This is a genomic window from Streptomyces odontomachi, from assembly GCF_024435355.1.
Lineage (GTDB): Bacteria > Actinomycetota > Actinomycetes > Streptomycetales > Streptomycetaceae > Streptomyces > Streptomyces odontomachi.
In genome coordinates, this window is record NZ_JAMJWG010000001.1 from 677,876 (window position 1) to 693,848 (window position 15,973).

15 protein-coding genes are annotated in these 15,973 nt (G+C 71.5%); 7 read left to right on the forward strand and 8 right to left on the reverse strand.

From position 1 onward, the window contains the following. The first annotated feature begins 43 nt into the window (after window positions 1-43). From NQO67_RS02805 to NQO67_RS02815, 3 genes are read left to right on the forward strand one after another with little or no spacing between them, the layout of a single operon-like run. Window positions 44-433, forward strand: coding sequence for a DUF485 domain-containing protein (locus NQO67_RS02805; RefSeq protein ID WP_255945932.1), 390 nt, complete (start codon window positions 44-46; stop codon window positions 431-433). Further along, window positions 430-2,082 (forward strand): sodium/solute symporter, encoded by a 1,653-nt coding sequence (locus tag NQO67_RS02810; protein WP_255945933.1) that lies wholly within the window; start codon window positions 430-432, stop codon window positions 2,080-2,082. The genes NQO67_RS02805 and NQO67_RS02810 overlap by 4 nt, the downstream gene beginning before the upstream one ends. Next, window positions 2,079-3,287, forward strand: coding sequence for a sensor histidine kinase (locus NQO67_RS02815; protein ID WP_255945934.1), 1,209 nt, complete (start codon window positions 2,079-2,081; stop codon window positions 3,285-3,287). The genes NQO67_RS02810 and NQO67_RS02815 overlap by 4 nt, the downstream gene beginning before the upstream one ends. A gap of 112 nt (window positions 3,288-3,399) precedes the next feature. On the opposite strand, the gene NQO67_RS02820 is transcribed toward NQO67_RS02815, so the two are convergent. Both NQO67_RS02820 and NQO67_RS02825 read right to left on the reverse strand, forming a co-directional pair. Next, window positions 3,400-3,924 (reverse strand): hypothetical protein, encoded by a 525-nt coding sequence (locus tag NQO67_RS02820; RefSeq protein WP_255945935.1) that lies wholly within the window; start codon window positions 3,922-3,924, stop codon window positions 3,400-3,402. Window positions 3,925-4,058: 134 nt separating this feature from the next. After that, window positions 4,059-4,580 (reverse strand): sigma-70 family RNA polymerase sigma factor, encoded by a 522-nt coding sequence (locus NQO67_RS02825; RefSeq protein WP_255945936.1) that lies wholly within the window; start codon window positions 4,578-4,580, stop codon window positions 4,059-4,061. Window positions 4,581-4,876: 296 nt separating this feature from the next. On the opposite strand from NQO67_RS02825, the gene NQO67_RS02830 reads away from it, so the two are divergent. Further along, a complete protein-coding gene (locus NQO67_RS02830) occupies window positions 4,877-6,127 on the forward strand; it encodes a CapA family protein (RefSeq protein WP_374118889.1) in 1,251 nt (416 codons plus the stop codon). Here the strand turns inward: NQO67_RS02830 and NQO67_RS02835 are convergent. The 3 genes from NQO67_RS02835 to NQO67_RS02845 form a co-directional block, all read right to left on the reverse strand. After that, window positions 6,114-7,646 (reverse strand): amino acid permease, encoded by a 1,533-nt coding sequence (locus tag NQO67_RS02835; protein WP_255945937.1) that lies wholly within the window; start codon window positions 7,644-7,646, stop codon window positions 6,114-6,116. The two genes, NQO67_RS02830 and NQO67_RS02835, sit on opposite strands and share 14 nt — an antisense overlap. A gap of 195 nt (window positions 7,647-7,841) precedes the next feature. Beyond that, on the reverse strand, window positions 7,842-8,303 hold the full coding sequence (locus NQO67_RS02840; protein ID WP_255945939.1) for a universal stress protein: 462 nt from the start codon (window positions 8,301-8,303) through the stop codon (window positions 7,842-7,844). A 123-nt stretch (window positions 8,304-8,426) separates the two neighbouring features. Continuing rightward, window positions 8,427-9,095, reverse strand: coding sequence for a class F sortase (locus NQO67_RS02845; RefSeq protein WP_255945941.1), 669 nt, complete (start codon window positions 9,093-9,095; stop codon window positions 8,427-8,429). A 358-nt stretch (window positions 9,096-9,453) separates the two neighbouring features. Here NQO67_RS02845 and NQO67_RS02850 point away from each other — a divergent pair, with 358 nt between their 5' ends. Then, the gene (locus NQO67_RS02850; RefSeq protein ID WP_255945943.1) at window positions 9,454-9,945 is read left to right on the forward strand and encodes a hypothetical protein; all 492 of its coding nucleotides are present in this window, start codon (window positions 9,454-9,456) and stop codon (window positions 9,943-9,945) included. 287 nt (window positions 9,946-10,232) lie between these two features. On the opposite strand, the gene NQO67_RS02855 is transcribed toward NQO67_RS02850, so the two are convergent. Further along, window positions 10,233-10,811, reverse strand: a complete 579-nt coding sequence (locus NQO67_RS02855) for a hypothetical protein (RefSeq protein ID WP_255945945.1) — start codon at window positions 10,809-10,811, stop codon at window positions 10,233-10,235. Window positions 10,812-11,561: 750 nt separating this feature from the next. Between NQO67_RS02855 and NQO67_RS02860 the strand changes: the two genes are divergently transcribed. Next, window positions 11,562-12,377, forward strand: coding sequence for an SAM-dependent methyltransferase (locus tag NQO67_RS02860; protein WP_255945947.1), 816 nt, complete (start codon window positions 11,562-11,564; stop codon window positions 12,375-12,377). Then, on the forward strand, window positions 12,374-14,509 hold the full coding sequence (locus tag NQO67_RS02865) for a putative bifunctional diguanylate cyclase/phosphodiesterase (RefSeq protein ID WP_255945949.1): 2,136 nt from the start codon (window positions 12,374-12,376) through the stop codon (window positions 14,507-14,509). The genes NQO67_RS02860 and NQO67_RS02865 overlap by 4 nt, the downstream gene beginning before the upstream one ends. Window positions 14,510-14,533: 24 nt before the next feature. Here NQO67_RS02865 and NQO67_RS02870 read toward each other — a convergent pair whose 3' ends face one another. Beyond that, on the reverse strand, window positions 14,534-15,226 hold the full coding sequence (locus NQO67_RS02870) for a Type 1 glutamine amidotransferase-like domain-containing protein (RefSeq protein ID WP_255945951.1): 693 nt from the start codon (window positions 15,224-15,226) through the stop codon (window positions 14,534-14,536). 179 nt (window positions 15,227-15,405) lie between these two features. Then, window positions 15,406-15,918, reverse strand: coding sequence for a GNAT family N-acetyltransferase (locus NQO67_RS02875; protein ID WP_308295609.1), 513 nt, complete (start codon window positions 15,916-15,918; stop codon window positions 15,406-15,408). Between the last annotated feature and the right edge of the window lie 55 nt (window positions 15,919-15,973).

The following is a 15,973-nucleotide window of genomic DNA, read 5'->3' on the forward strand; positions in this document are numbered from 1 at the left end:
CGTGACCTTCCCTTCCGGCAGCGCGCTGCTTACACTCCACGCCGTGTCGCCCAGTGCAGAGCCCGCACCCCGCCGTGAGCGGGTCACCGGCGAGCCCCGTCGGGTGCACCGGCTGCCGGGGTATCGCACCCAGTGGGAGATCGACGAGCAGACCACGCTCGGTGCCGCCTACGTCCGTTCCCTCATGCGCGGCCAGCTGCGGGCCGGACTCACCGCCTTCGCGCTGCTCGCACTGCCCGTGATCACCCTTCCGCTGTTCTTCGACGCGCTGGGCAACGCCACCGTGGTGTGGCTGGTGCTCGGCTTCGGCTGCTATCCGCCGCTGGTGGCGCTCGCCTGGTGGTACGTGCGGCGTGCCGAGCGCAACGAACGTGACTTCGCCCGCCTGGTGCGCGGTGCCGGTCACCACCCGGGACCGCCGGGCACACCATGAACGACGGCTACGTGATCGGCGCGGTGGCCTTCGTGGTGCTCGCCAGCGTCCTCATCGGCGGTTTCGGGCTGCGCATCTCGCGCACCACCTCCGACTTCTACGTGGCCTCCCGCACCGTGGGGCCCGCGCTCAACGCGGCCGCGATCAGCGGCGAGTACCTCTCCGCGGCGTCGTTCCTGGGCGTGGCCGGACTGCTGCTGGTGTACGGCCCCGACATGCTCTGGTACCCGGTCGGCTACACCGCCGGTTACCTGGTGCTGTTGATCTTCGTGGCCGCACCGCTGCGCCGCTCGGGCGCCTACACGCTGCCCGACTTCGCCGAGGGACGCCTGGAGTCCATCGGGGTTCGCCGGGTCGTCAGCTTCCTGGTGGTGGGTACCGGATGGCTGTACCTGGTGCCGCAACTCCAGGGCGCCGGCCTGACGCTGGGCACCCTCACCGGCGCGCCGCGCTGGTTCGGCGCGCTGCTCGTCGCCGCCGTCGTGGTGCTCGCGCTCGCCGCCGGGGGCATGCGCAGCATCACGTTCGTGCAGGCCTTCCAGTACTGGCTGAAGCTGACCGCGCTCCTCGTGCCGGCGTTCTTCGTGCTGCTCGCCTGGCACCGCGACGGCGCCACCCCGCCCGACTTCCCCACCGACCCGTCGACGGCCTGGCCCGACTCGGGCACCGGTCAGCAGTTCGCCAGCAGCCGCGCCGAGCACCCGCTCTACGCCACCTACGGGCTGATCACCGCCACCTTCCTCGGCACCATGGGCCTGCCGCACGTCGTGGTGCGCTTCTACACCAGCCCCGACGGTCGCACCGCACGCCGCACCACCGTCGTCGTGCTGGCGCTGATCGGCCTGTTCTACCTGCTGCCGCCGCTCTACGGCTGGCTGGGCAGGCTGTACGAGCCCGGGGTGATCGGCGCCCGGACCCCGGGGGACGCCGACGCCACCGTGCTGCTGCTGCCGGGTCGGGTCATCGGCGGGCTCGGCGGCGATCTGCTGGGCGCGCTGGTCGCCGGGGGCGCGTTCGCGGCGTTCCTGTCCACCGCGTCGGGGCTCACCATGGCCGTTGCGGGGGTGCTCAGCCAGGATGTGCTGCCGGCACGCGGGGTACAGCACTTCCGGCTTGCCGCGGTCCTGGCGATGGGGGTGCCGCTCGGGGGAGCGCTGGTGGTGAGCGCGGTACCGGTGGCCGACGCGGTGGGGATGGCCTTCGCGGTCTCCGCGTCCGCGTTCTGCCCGCTGCTGGTGCTGGGCATCTGGTGGCGCCGGCTCACCCCGCCGGGCGCGCTGGCCGGGCTGCTGCTCGGGGGCGGTTCGGCGTTCGTGGCGGTCACCGTGACCGTCGCGGGGGTGGGGCCGGCGCGCACCGGCTGGTCGCACACCCTGCTCGCCTGGCCCGCCCTCTGGTCGGTGCCGGTCGGCTTCCTGGCGATGGTGCTGGTCTCCCTCGCCACCCCCGGCAGCGTCCCGCCGCACACCAGCGCCACCATGACCCGGCTGCACCTCCCCGAGACGCTGAGCGTGCCGCGGTCCGCGGCCGCTGCGGAGGGCGGTGGGCTGCGGTCCGCGGGCCGGCCCTCGGACCCGGACCGCCCGACCACGGACGTGCCGCCACGGGACCACCCGAGCGTGCCGGAGCAGGAGGGGGAGCGGACGTGACCGGGACCGCCGCGGCCGTGCTGGTCGCCCTGTGTCCGCTGCTGCTGGCGGGCGGGTTCCTGGTGGGCCGGCGTACCGCCCATCCGCGGGGCCACAGCGACGTGGGTTCGCCCGTGGAGCACGCCACCTTCGAGACGCTGCACACCGCCTCGCTCGCCGCGCCCCCGCTGCGTGCCGGCCTGACCGAGGACACCGCCCGCAAGTCGGCTCGCCGGCTGCGCAGCCTGCTGGGCACCGATGCGTTGTGCGTCACCAACCGCTCCACCGTGCTCGCCTGGGACGGCACCGGCGAGCAGCACGGCAGGCAGGTGATGGAGAGGCTGGCCGGGCTGCTGGAGACCGGCCGCTCGACCGCCTTCGACTGCGGCTGCGGCGACACGGACTGCTCCCTGCGCTGGGGAGTGGCCGCACCGATCGTCGTCGACCAGCGGGTGGTCGGGGCGCTCGTGGCGTATGCGACCCGGGACTTCGCGGTGCTGGCCCGTGCCACCGACGAGGTGGCACGCTGGGCCTCCGTACAGCTGGAGCTGGCCGAGCTGAACCGCTCCCGTACCCGGCTGATCGAGGCGGAGATCAAGGCGCTGCGGGCGCAGATCTCGCCGCACTTCATCTTCAACTCGCTCGCCGCCATCGCCTCGTTCGTCCGCACGGATCCCGAGCGGGCCAGGGAGCTGCTGCTGGAGTTCGCCGACTTCACCCGGTACTCGTTCCGGCGGCACGGGGAGTTCACCACGCTCGCCGACGAGCTGCACTCCATCGACCAGTATCTGGCGCTGGTGCGGGCCCGGTTCGGCGAGCGGCTCTCGGTGACCTTGCAGATCGCGCCCGAGGTGCTGCCGGTGTCGCTGCCCTTCCTGTGCCTTCAGCCGTTGGTGGAGAACGCCGTCAAGCACGGCCTGGAGGGCGTGGTGACCCGCAGCTCCATCACGATCAGTGCCAAGGACGCGGGAGCGGAGGCCGAGGTGGTGATCGAGGACGACGGGGTCGGCATGGCGCCGGAGCGGCTGCGCAGGATTCTGCGCGGGGAGGGCGATCCGACGTCGGGCATCGGCCTGTCGAACGTGGACGAGCGGCTGCGGCAGGTGTTCGGGGACGACTACGGCCTGGTCATCGACACCGCGGTGGGCGCGGGCATGCGGATCACCGTACGGATCCCCAAGTACCGGGCGGGGGTGCACTCCTCGCCGCCTGGCCGTGACGCCTGACGGCACTTCGTGCCGGGCGCGCACCGAGCCGGCGGCTGTGGCGCGCACCGGGGTGGACCGGGCTGGATCAGCGGCGCGCACCGGATCGGGGGAGCGATGCGGCGAGGAGGCGTCAGAAAAGGTGGATCGCCAGATGGCCGAGCGGCAGCCCGAGCTGCCAGGCCGGCGTCCAGACCTGGGGCCCCTCGTCCTCCTCGGGGACCGGGCCGCCGCCGGGTACCGCGTCCAGGTCCGGCGCCAGCAGCTCGGTCTCCTCCAGCCAGCGCCAGGCGGTGGCGGCCAGCTCCAGGTCCGGGCCCAGACTGCCGGCGGCGAGGGCGTCGGCGGACAGCAGCGCCATCCGCTCGCGCACCCAGTCCCGCCACGGCTGGTCGTAGGCCGTCAGCGACAGCCAGGTCTCCAGGTGGGCCATCACCCCCAGGCCCTGGAGCGCGGTGAGCTCGCCGTCCGCGTCGGACAGGAAGATGGTCAGCGCCAGCGCATCCCGGCCGGCGCGGAACTCGAACGACGTGGGTGGCATCAGATCGCCGGTGCGCAGCACCTCGTCGGCGACGTACTCCGCGTACAACCACGCCATGGGGACCGTCAGCTCACCCCCACCGGCGCCGTCGGTACTTCCTTGGCCCCTGTGCTGCATGTCCTCCCGCCTTCCTCCGGTCCGTGCGTGTGCCGGCCGGGCCCGTCCGCCTGTGGAACACGGATAAGGACAGCCGATTACTCAACCAGCCCACTGGCAAGGCGCTTTGCGAAGCCTTTGCTGCGGTCGTGGTTTCATCCCAGGTCCGGTGCGTACCCGGGAAGCTGGCGCCGCAGCGCACGCAGCGCGTAGTAGGCACGGGACTTCACGGTACCGGGGGGGATCCCCAGGGTCCGGGCGGCTTCCGCCACGCTGGCCCCGCGGAAGTACACCTGCACCAGGACGTCACGGTGGTGCGGCGTGAGACTCTTCACAGCCGCGCGCACGTCGAGCATGGCCGCGGCCCGCTCCGCATGGTCGGTGCAGACCTCGACGCCCTCCAGCCCCGCTTCGCCGACCTCGGCGGGACGCGCCCGGCGGGCCCGGCGTGCGTCGATCGCCAGGCGCCGGCCGACCGTGAACAGCCACGGCCGTACCGAGTCGTAGTCGGCGCGCAGCGCCTCGGGGTGTTGCCAGGCGCGGACCACGGTCTCCTGCACCAGGTCCTCGGCGCGCTGCCGGTCGCCGTCGCTGAGCCTGAGCAGCAGCGCGAAGAGCGGCCCGGAGTGTTCGCGCAGCAGCTCGGCCAGCTCGTGCTCTTCGGTGGTCGCCGTCATGGCCGTATGCCAACGCACCAGGTCGGATGAGGACAGGGCGTGGGCCGGGGTCTGCGACGGGCGGTCGAAGCCGTCGGTGAGCGGTGCGGCGAACGGGGCACCGTCGACGAACGGTGCGGTGAACGGCCTCCGGCCCGGATGGCCTGCGGTGCGGGGCCGCTGGGGCGGCGCTGGCCTGCCGATCCGGGGAACGCGCCGGGATGGCGCCTTGACTCCGCATAAAGCCTATATACGGATTATGTGCATCGCGGTGACGAAGCCCCGACGACCGCGGGTTCCGAGTGGGAGGCCCACCCATGCCCGAGTGCACCGGACGCACCAGACGCGGTGAGCACGACACGTGCCACCTGCCCGACCGACGCACCACCACGCTGACCGCACGCAGCGCGGCGTCCGTCCCCCTCGTCCTGGCCGTGCTGCTGCTCGGCGTGGCGGGGTGCGGGCAGCGGCACGAGCACTCCGCGGCACCGGCGTCCGCATCGGCCTCCGCCGCGGCGCACGGCGCCGGGGTCGCGGGGCACGGCTTCACGCTGGTCGCCTCCGGCGACGTGCTCCCGCACGACTCGATCATCCGGCAGGCGCAGACCGACGCGGCGGGCCAGGGCTATGACTTCGCCCCCATGCTCGCGGGCGTCAAGTCCGTCGTCTCCCGGGCCGACCTGGCCATCTGCCACATGGAGACGGTCTACGGCGGGAACGGCGACTACACCGGATACCCCGCTTTCAAGTCCCCGCCCGAGGTAGCCAAGGGCCTGCACGCCACCGGATACGACGCCTGTTCCACCGCCTCCAACCACACGCTCGACGACGGCACCGCGGGCGTCGGACGCACCTTGGACGCACTGGACCGGGCCGGGGTGCGGCACACCGGCTCCGCCCGCAACGCGCGCGAGGCCGTCGGCCCCACCTGGCTCGACGCACGCGGCGCCCGGGTGGCGCACCTCGCGTACGCCTACGGCACCAACGGCATTCCGGTGCCCCAGGGCCGGCCGTGGCTGGTGAACCTGATCAACCCGGAACGGATCCTCGCCGACGCCCGCGCGGCACGCCGGGCCGGTGCCGACGTGGTGGTGGTATCCATGCACTGGGGCACCGAATGGCAGGACGCACCCGACGCCCAGCAACTGCGCCTGGCCGAACGGCTCACCGCGGCCAGGACCGGCGCACGCCCCGACATCGACCTCGTCCTCGGCACCCATGCCCACATCCCCCAGGCCTACGAGAAGCTGCACGGCACCTGGGTGGTCTACGGCATGGGCGACCAGATCGCGGGTGACATGGTCAACTACGCGGGGGAGCACGACCCGCGCGGCAACGAGAGCACCCTCGCCCGTTTCACCTTCGCCCCGCCCGCGCACCGCGGCGAGCGGTGGCGGGTGACGAAGGCCGAGTTCATCCCGCAGTGGTTCGACACCGCGGCCGGGCGCGTGGTCAACCTCAACGCCGCGATCGCCCGCGGGAGGGCACTCGCACCGGTACGGGACCGTATCCGCACCGTGGTCCTCAGCCGTGGCGCCGGGCAGGCCGGCCTGGTCATGGGGCAGTAGGACCGCCGGCCGAGCCGCCGGAGCCGTCCGGCTCGCCGCCCGGGGCGGTGGCGTCCTTGGAGAGGGTGACGTCCTCGGCTGCGGAGCCGGGGCCGGCTGCGGAGCCCGTCGTGGCCAGCAACGACGACCGGCGCGAGTAGCCGAAGTAGACGCCGAGACCGATCGCGAACCACACGGCGAAGCGCACCCAGGTCACCCACTGGAGGAACGTGATCAGCCAGAGCGAGAAGACCACGCCGACGGCGGGCACCACCGGCATGCCCGGAGTGCGGAAGGTGCGCGGCAGGTCGGGACGCCGGTAGCGGAGCACGATCACGGCGACACAGACCACCACGAAGGCCAGCAGGATGCCGATGTTGGTCAGCTCCGCCGCGTCGGCGATCGGCAGGAAGCCGGCGATCACCGCCGACGCCGCCCCGACGATCCAGGTCACCCGGGTCGGCACACGGCGGGTCGGGTGCGTCTTGGCGAACCACTTCGGGAGCAGCCCGTCCCGGCTCATCGAGAACCACACCCGCGTCACGCCCAGCATGAACGTGAACATCACCGTGAGGATGCCGATGATGGCGCCGACCGCGATCACGTCGGCGAGCCCTCCGAGGCCCACCGACTTGAACGCGCTGGACAGGCCGCTCGCCTTGTCGATGTGCTTGTAGTTCTGCATCCCGGTGAGCACCAGGCACACCAGCACGTACAGCACCATGGCGATGATCAGCGAGTAGATGATCGCCTTGGGCATGTGGCGCTGGGCGTCCTTCGACTCCTCGGCCGCGGTGCTCATCGCGTCGTAGCCGAAGACGGCGAAGAACACCGTCGCCGCGCCGGTGAACGCGCCGCCGACACCGTAGGGGAAGTACGGGTGGTAGTTGCCGGTGCTGACGTGGAAGAAGCCGACCACGATCACCAGCAGCACCACCAGGATCTTCAGCGCCACCACGAAGGTCTCGAACCGCGCCGCGTTCTTGATCCCGAGATTGAGCAGATACGCGATGAGCAGGCACAGCAGCGCGGCGAACAGGTCGACCCGGTGCCCGTCCCCGCTGCCCGGCGCCCCCAGCATCCAGGCGGGCAGATGGGCGCCCATGTCACCGAGCAGGAAGTTGAAGTAGCCGGAGATGCCGATCGCGACCACCGCCACGATCGCCGTGTACTCCAGCAGCAGGTCCCAGCCGATGCACCAGCCGGCGAGCTCGCCGAGGACCGCGTAGCCGTAGGTGTACGCCGACCCGGCCTTCGGGATGAGCCCGGCGAACTCCGCGTACGACAACGCTGCTGCGGCGCTCGCCACGCCCGCGATCAGGAAGGAGAGCAGCACCGCCGGGCCCGCGGTGCCGTTGGCCACCGTGCCGGCGAGTGCGAAGATCCCGGCGCCGATGATGCCGCCCACGCCGATCGCGGTGAGTTGCCACAGGCCCAGCGTGCGGGTGAGCTGCTCGCCCTCGCCGCCCGGTGCCGTGTCGGAGATCTGGTCGATCGGCTTGCGGCGCAGTACGCCCTCACCCAGACGGAGTCCCGCCATGAGCCCCACCTCTCCGTGGACACGCTTCTCGGCTGATGGCCGATCATGATGTCTGACGATCGTCCCGTAGGGAAGACGGCGCACTCGACCGGTCCACACCATGGCGTCCACACCGCGCCGGTGCGGGCGCTGCCCGGTACCCCGTTCGGTCCCGGGACGCGCCGTCACTCGCTCACGACACCCGTGCCACCGGCCTCACGGCACCACCGTCACCGGCCACCGTCCCGCCTTCACCAGCCGGATGGCCACCGAGCCGACGAAACGGTGGCCGGCCTGTTCCGAAGCGCCCACCACCACCGCGTCCGCCGTCAGCTCGTCCGCCGCCGTCACCAGCCCGTTGTAGGGGTCGCCGCGGAACGTGTGGAACTCCCAGCGCACCTCGAATATGTCCCTGACCCGCTCGGCAGCGGTACGGATCTCCCGCACCAGGCTCTCCGCGATCTCGTCCGTGGTGTCGGTGACCGGGACCCCCAGCGCGGCGCCCGCCGTCATCACCGGCTGCACGTACACCAGGGCGAGCAGGGCGTGCTGCCGCCGGGCGAGGCCGCCGGCGTACGCGGCCGCCCGTAGGGAGGACTCGGAGCCGTCGACTCCCACGACGATCACCTTGGGGCCGTCGGTGCCGCGTTCGAATCGGGTGGACTGTTGATCGGTCACAGCGCGAGGCTAGCGGAAGGGGTTCCTCCGGGAGTCTCGTGGTGTCGCGCCGGAGCCTGCGGGCGGATCCCGGGCGCCGCACCGGGCCGTCCGAGCAGGAGTCGCGGTGCCTGCCGGTGCCCGTCAGTGCACGTCGACCATGCGGGCGAAGACCACCACGTTCCCGTCGTAGCCGTGCTGCTTGGAGAAGCCGCCGCCGCAGGTGATCACGCGCAGCTCCGGCTTGCCTGTGCTGCCGTAGACCCGGTCGCCCGGGAAGTTCTGCTTCTCGAACACCTCGATGCCGTAGACCTCGAAGACGGCGGTCTTGCGGTCCCGGCGCAGCACCTCGATGTGGTTGCCCTTCTTCAGCGACCCGAGGCCGTAGAACACGGCGGGTCCCCGGGCGTTGTCCACGTGCCCGTCGATGACCGCCGTGCCCGCCTCGCCGGGCGAGACGGCGCCGGTGAACCAGCCGGCGAGGTTGGGGTTTTCCGGCGGCGGCGCGCCCACCCACCCGTCCCCGTCGAGTCCGACGGGGGTGATCGGCGCGTCCACCTTGATGCTCGGGATCACGACCCGGTCGACCATCGAGTACGGCAGCGGCTGGATGCCTGGTGGGGGCACCGCGAAGCTGGAGCGGGTGTCCGGGGCCGCGGCTGAGGCGGGCTGCGGCGGGCTGTCGTTGAACTCGCCCGACCCGTTCCTGATCAGCGCGAGGCCGGTGAGCAGGACCAGCGCGAGCGCACCCCACGGCGTGCGCCTGTGGGGCCGCTGCTCCTGGGCCAACCGGGCCGACTGGGACGAAGGCATTCGCTTTCCTTATGGGGACGGTGGGGACAGGCGGGAGGCAAGGCCCGCCACGCGTGATGCGCCTACCTGCGCCTGTCTGCACGCTAAGCGCATCGCACGCGGACGGCGACGCGACCGGGGCGAACGGGTGGTGGCCGGCGCGGCGTCCTCGGCCATCCGAGTCCGGCCGGACTCGAACCGGGCGACGGCACGTGACCTGCGCGGACTCCAGGGTGCCGGGGGGTGCTCGGCGTGTCGTCTCACCGGTACGGAGGAGTCCCGAAATGCGGGTGGACCGGGCGCATCTGAGGGTCGGTCTGGAAGGCGTTCTCGCCGATCGACCGGGGACGTCCCCGGTGCGCCTTCCGCGGAGGATCGCATGAGCAGATGTCGAGCCCTGGCGGTTTCGGCCGTCACGGCCGCCACCGTCGCCCTCGCCGCGCCCACGGCCGTGGCCTGGGACGACCCCAATTCCATCGTCGTCAGCCCCAACATGACCGCCCCGGGCGGCCAGATCACCGTCTCGGTCGACGCCCCGGAGTGCCGCTCGACCGGCGGCACCGTCTCCTCACCCGTCTTCCCGACCACCCCGCTGCAAGGGATGCCCGGCAGCAACCGGGTCAGCGCCAGCGTCCGGGTGAACCAGAACGCGCGCGCCGGCTCCTACAGCGTCACGGTCCGGTGCGACGGCAGGAGCATCACCAAGCAGAACGCCTTCACCGTGATCGGCGGTGTGCAGGGCGGTCTGGGCGGTAGCAGCACGGGAACCGCCCCCACCGACATCGCGATCGGTGGCGGACTCGTGGCAGTGGCCCTGGTGAGCGGCGGCGTGGTGATGATGCGCCGGCACTCGGCGCGCCGGGCGGCCTGATCGCACGCATCGTCGCCGGGCACGCGGGTGGCCGCGTCGTTGCCGGGGCCGCATGCTCGGCCACGGCCGTCGCGGCCGTCGCCCGGCCTGTGCAGGGTGGCCCTGGCCCGGGGCAGGCCGGCGGACCCGGACCACGTCGGTGGACCGGGTCGCTTGCTGAGGGAGGGGCACGTACGCCTCGCGCCCCGCGTCGGCTGCCGCCCGGCGCCGTACCCGCCCGCACGGGTGCGGCCGTCCGGGCAGGTCAGGCGCTGCCGTTGGGGGCGGTCGGCGGCGGTCGGGGGCGGTCAGGGGGTCGTAGGAGGGGCGGGGGACGTAGTGTCGGGCGGCGGTGTGTCGCCGGACGCGTGTCGTCGCGAGCGACGGTAGGCCAGGCCGAGTGCGCTGGCGAGGAGCAGGACGCCCACCGCGATCTGCTGGAGGTCGAAGCTGGCGAGGCTGCCACCGAGGCCCGCCTGCACTCCGTGCTGCGGTGGTGGCCCGCCGTGGTGCCCGCCCATGATGGTCAGTCCGATGGTGCGCATGGCCCCGTCGGCGCAGGCGAACCTCACCTGGTACTCGGCGCCGGGCCGGGCGTCCCAGTCGACGACGGCCGTACGGGTGCCGGAGCGCGGGTGGACCGTCACCGGGGTGAAGACCCCCGAGGACACCGTCGTGTCCCCATGGCAGCCGCTCACGATGAGCATCACCCGGCCGCCCGGGGCGATCACGGTCGGTGAGAGGTGCGCGCGGAACGCGGAGTCCCCATGACGAGGTGGCAGACCGTCCGGATGCGTGGCCGCCGCGGCCGGCGGGCGAGGGACGGTGAGGGCCAGCGCCACGGCGCCGAGCAGTGCGACCGGGGCGGCGCGTCGTATCGCGCGCATGGGACGTCCTCCAGGTCCCGAGGGGGCGACCGCGGATCCCTTCCGCTCGCTGAGAACCCTCGATAGCGAAACGCTAAGGAGGCGCGCGGCATGGCGCGATCGGTGTCGCACGAACGGGCCAAACAACAGCGCTGATGGGGTGAGACGGAAGCGAGCTCCGCGTTGCCGGGGGCCGTCACTCCCGACAACACAGCGGGTGGCGGGGCGTGTCGCGACGGCAGGACGGTGGCCGTCAGCAGGGGTGGGCGTTCGAAGGGGAACTGCTCCAGCCCGTTCGTCACACCTTGGCTAGGACGAGAACAAGCCATTCCAATCTGGGGGAGTTCCCGAGTGGAAACACGGCGCACAGGGATCCGGCCGCCCTCGCCCGCGCCCGTGCCCCGATCGACGCCCTCACGCGCTCCGGCCGGAAGCGTACGACCGCCCGGCACCCGCCGCGCCCGGCCCTGGCCCATGGCAGCGCGGCGAAGTCGCCCGCACCGTTCCCCTTTGCGATGCGTCGGCGAGAACCGAGCCGGCACCGGGGGAGTGCGCGTTCGGGAGGGAGAACCGGCCAGGACGCCTGGGAACCACCCCTCGGGCATGGCAGCCTTCTGACAGATTTGGCGTATTTATGGCATGTGTTTTTCGGCACTTGCCGCAGGCAGTGACCGAGAACGGACCGCCAATTTCCGTTTGGGCTCGCCCCTTTGGCGGACGATCAGTAGCCTCAGCTCGAACACCGGAACGCCCCACGTCTTGGAGACCTTGATGGACCGTCCGCCCCGGGCCCCGCGTGGCGTCGATGTCACGACGCCCAGCGTGTCCCGTATGTACGACTACTACTTGGGCGGCTCCTACAACTTCCAGGCCGACCGGGAAGTGGCCCGCAAGGTCCTGACCTTCCTGCCCGGGGTGCCCAAGGCGGCCCAGGCGAACCGTGCCTTCATGCGGCGGGCCGTGGAGTACGCGATCGGGGCGGGCGTGACCCAGTTCCTCGATGTCGGCGCGGGCATCCCCACGTTCGGCAGCGTCCACGAAGTCGTCCGGCGGGCCGGCGGGGACGCGCCCCGGGTGGTGTACGTCGACCATGACCCGGTCGCCGTCGCGCACGCCACGGAAGTGCTCCGTGACGTCCCGTCAGCGGGTGCCGTCACGGGCGACCTGCGCAAACCGCGCGACATCCTGGCGTCCGAACTCGTCGGCCAGCTCCTTGATCTGACCCAGCCGGTCGCCGTCCTGCTGCTCGCCGTGCTGCACTACCTGAAGGACGGTGACCGTCCGTACGAGGCGGTGAGCGAACTCCTGGGCGCCATGGCACCGGGTAGTCTGCTCATCCTCACGCACGCTTCGTACGAGGGGATGTACGTCCCGGTCGAACAGGTGGGCGGAGCCATGGATGTCTACCGGGACATCCACAATCCAGTGATCATGCGCTCGCGTGACGAGATCGCGCGGTTCTTCGAGGGATACGACATGGTGGAACCGGGGCTCGTGTCGATGCCGCACTGGCGGCCCAAGACCGCTGTGGAGGACGAAGCCCCCTTCGCCTTCTCGGCGTTCGCGGGCGTGGGGCGCGCGGCGTGACCGCGGAGCCGGACGGCCCGGAGGATCGACTGCGCCGCTTCGCGACGATCTGGAGTCGCGCCGTCTTTCCGGTGACCGCCACCTCGTTGAACCGCGCGGAGTTCGACGCGCTGCTCATGCCGCTCGCCCGTCAGCTGCGGGACGCGCTGCTCGCCCGCACCCTCGACGCCGCGCAGGGCCAGGCGATCGGCGCCGCCCTCGTCGAGGTGCACTGCACCGACCCCGAAGCGCTCAGCCGCACGCTCGACGTGGTCGACGCCTACCTGGTGCTGTACTGCGGCGGTGACGGGTCCACGGAGGAGCTGCGGTCGCGCTCGGCACGCTTGCAGCACGCGGTCGCCGCGGGCTACGCCGGGGCGCTGCGCGATCGAACGCTGATCGAGCAGGAAGCCATCGCGCGTGCCGCCCAGGAGGCGCGCTACGCGGTCGCCGAGGCGCTGCACACCAGCGAGGTGCGCTTCCGCGCGGTGTTCGAGGAGGCCGCCACCGGCATCGGCATCGCCGACCTCGACGGCTGCATGCTGGAGGCCAACGACGCCCTGGTGCGGATGTTCGGCGGCTCCGAACAACTTGTTCGCGGCCGCAAATTGAAGGACTGGTCGCACCCCGAGGACACCCCGCACCTGTGGCGGCTCTACGACGAGCTGGTGCGCGGCGAGCGTGAGCACTACCGGGTGGAGAAGGCCTTCCACCGCCCGGACGGAACCGTGCTGTGGACCAATCTGACGGTCTCGCTGCTGCGGGACGCCGAGGGCCGGCCCCAGTACCAGCTGGCGTTGATGGAGGACACCACCGAGCGTCGCCTGCTCAATCTGCGGCTGCGCTACGAGGCCACACACGACGCCCTGACGGGCCTGCCCAACCGGACGCTGTTCTTCGAGCGCCTGGAGAAGGCCCTCGCGGCGGGCGACGGGATGCGGTTCGGGCTGTGCTACCTCGACCTCGACGGTTTCAAGACCATCAACGACAGCCTCGGGCACGCCGCCGGCGACCGGCTGCTGGTGGAGGTCGCCGACCGGCTCCAGGCCTGTGTGACGGTGCCCGGCGAGATGGTCGCCCGGCTCGGCGGCGACGAGTTCGTGGCGCTGACCTCCGGGCCGTGCACCGAGACCGACGTCGACGACCTGGCCGGCCGCATCATGACCGCGCTCGCCACCCCCGTGCGCATCGAGGGCCGCGAGCTGACCGTGCGCGGCAGCATCGGCATCGTCGAGGGGCCCGCGAAGGAACGCAGCCCGGCCGAGGTGCTGCGCAGCGCGGACATCACCATGTACCGCGCCAAGCACGCCGGCGGCAATCGCTACGAGCTGGCCGACCCCGAGGCCGACCAGCGCACCATCACCCGGCACGGCCTGACCACCGCGCTGCCCGTGGCCCTGGAGCGGGGCGAGTTCTTCATCGAGTACCAGCCGCTCGTCGACCTCGGCGACGGCAGCGTGCGCGGCGCGGAGGCACTGGTGCGCTGGTCGCACCCGCAGCACGGCGTGCTCGGTCCGGACCGCTTCATACCGCTCGCCGAGAACACCGGCCTCATCGTTCCGCTCGGGCGCTGGGTGCTGGAGGAATCGGTGCGCCAGGCCCGGCACTGGCAGGACCGGCACGCGGACGCGGGGCCGCTGCGGATCAACGTCAACCTCTCGCCCTGCCAGTTGCACCACCCCCAACTGGTGTCCGACACGGTCGACATCCTGGACCGCCACGGGCTTGATCCCTCCGTGCTCTGCCTGGAAGTGACCGAGTCGGCCCTGATCGGAGCCGACGACGATCTGTTGAAACCGCTGCGGCGGCTCTCCGAGATGGGCGTCAACATCGCGCTCGACGACTTCGGCACCGGCTACTCCAACCTCGCCAATCTGCGCAGGCTGCCCGTCGGCATCCTCAAGCTGGACCGCTCTTTCACCCAGGGCATGCAGCAGTTCCCCGCCGACCCGACGGATCTGAAGATCGTCGAGGGCATCGTCTCCCTGGCCCACAGCCTGGACCTGTCGGTGACCGTGGAGGGCGTGGAGACCGGCGCGCAGGCGGAGGCGCTGCGTGACATGGGCTGCGACACGGCCCAGGGCTGGTACTACGCGCGCCCCGGGCCGCCGGACCGGCTCCACCAGCTGGCGCTCGCCGACGCGACGAGCTAGGTGTGCTGCCCCGGGACGAGCGTGTCAGCGGGTCTCGTCGTGCCGGCCCGGAAAGTGCCTCCAGTGTCCGTCGGAGACGACCTCGACGGTGTCGTCGGTCACCTTGATGGCGGTGTCATCGTCGATCGCGTACGCCGGGCCCGGGATGGAGATGGCCCACTTCTCGGCGTCGGCCATGGTGTTCTCCGGCAGGTTCTCGTGGTCCAGGTGCGGGAAGATCGAGAAGTCGACGACGCCCAGCGTGCTGGTGTCACCGGTGGGTGGTTTCCAGCTGTAGGACTCGACGAAGTCCTGCCCGATGTCGGGGGTCATCACCATGCTCCCGGCGCTCGCTCCGACGTAGACCGTCTCGTGCAGTGACGGCAGGAGGTCTTCCAGTCCGGACTGCCGCATCCAGTGGCACAGGTACAGGGCGTCGCCGCCTCCCACCAGCAGGGCATCGGTCTCCCGTACCAGGGGGACCCAGTTCTCTTCGTCGATGCTCGGAAGCGCGGTGAGCTCGAGCACCCCCAAGGACTTCCAACCCAGTTCGCACATGGTGATGACGGATTGCCCCGTGATCAGCCGGTACGCACTGCCGGTACCGCCGGCCATGGCGTACGCCGCGGTGGGGACGCAGAGCGCAGAGGACTCGGCGATCGGCTTACCCAGCAGGTCGACCAGCGCTTTCTCGATACTCGGGTTCTTGATGCCGGCGGACGTGAGCAGAAGGTTCAAGTTTCCTCCCGGTTCGGGTGCGAGGGTGCAAGGGTGCGATCTGATGGATAGACCCCGGACCACCTCGAAACTCATCGCCGAGCCGGGCGAAACTGCATCAGGCTGCCGCCCGTTCGTCCTGGCCGGCGGGTTTGCCGTTCTTGAAGCAGACGCCGTCGCGGACGTCGCCACCCGGCGGTTCAGCGCCCGAGCGAGGAGAAGTCGTCCCGGGACAGCGCGTGGACGACGCAGGGACGGCCGAGGACGGTGTCCTCGCGCAGGGGCGTGAAGCCGAGGCGCTGGGCGACGGCGGATGAGGCGGTGTTGTCTTGATGGATCATGGACGTGATCTGCTTGCACCCCAGGGCGTCGAAGCCCCAGGTGAGAACGGACCGAGCCGCTTCCGTGGCATAGCCCCGTCCCCAGTGGCGACGCGCGAAGGTCCAGCCGATCTCGGTCTCGTCGAACTGCTCCCACCAGTGCAGGCCGCAACGCCCTATCGCCTGTCCGGTGCTGCGTAGTTCGACGGCGCACAGCCCGTGACCGCGCTGGGCCCACTGCTGCTGGATCTCGCTCAGGCGTGCCGCGGCCTGCTCGTGGGTGTAGCTGCCCACGAACCGGTTGACCTCGGCATCGGCGTGCAGCCGCACCCACCAGTCGGTGTCGGCGTCGGTGAGAGGGCGCAACCGCAGGCGTTCCGTGGTGATCACCATCATTGGTCCTTGCTGTCCGAAGGTGAGTGATGACGGGTCGTGCAGGGCGATGGGT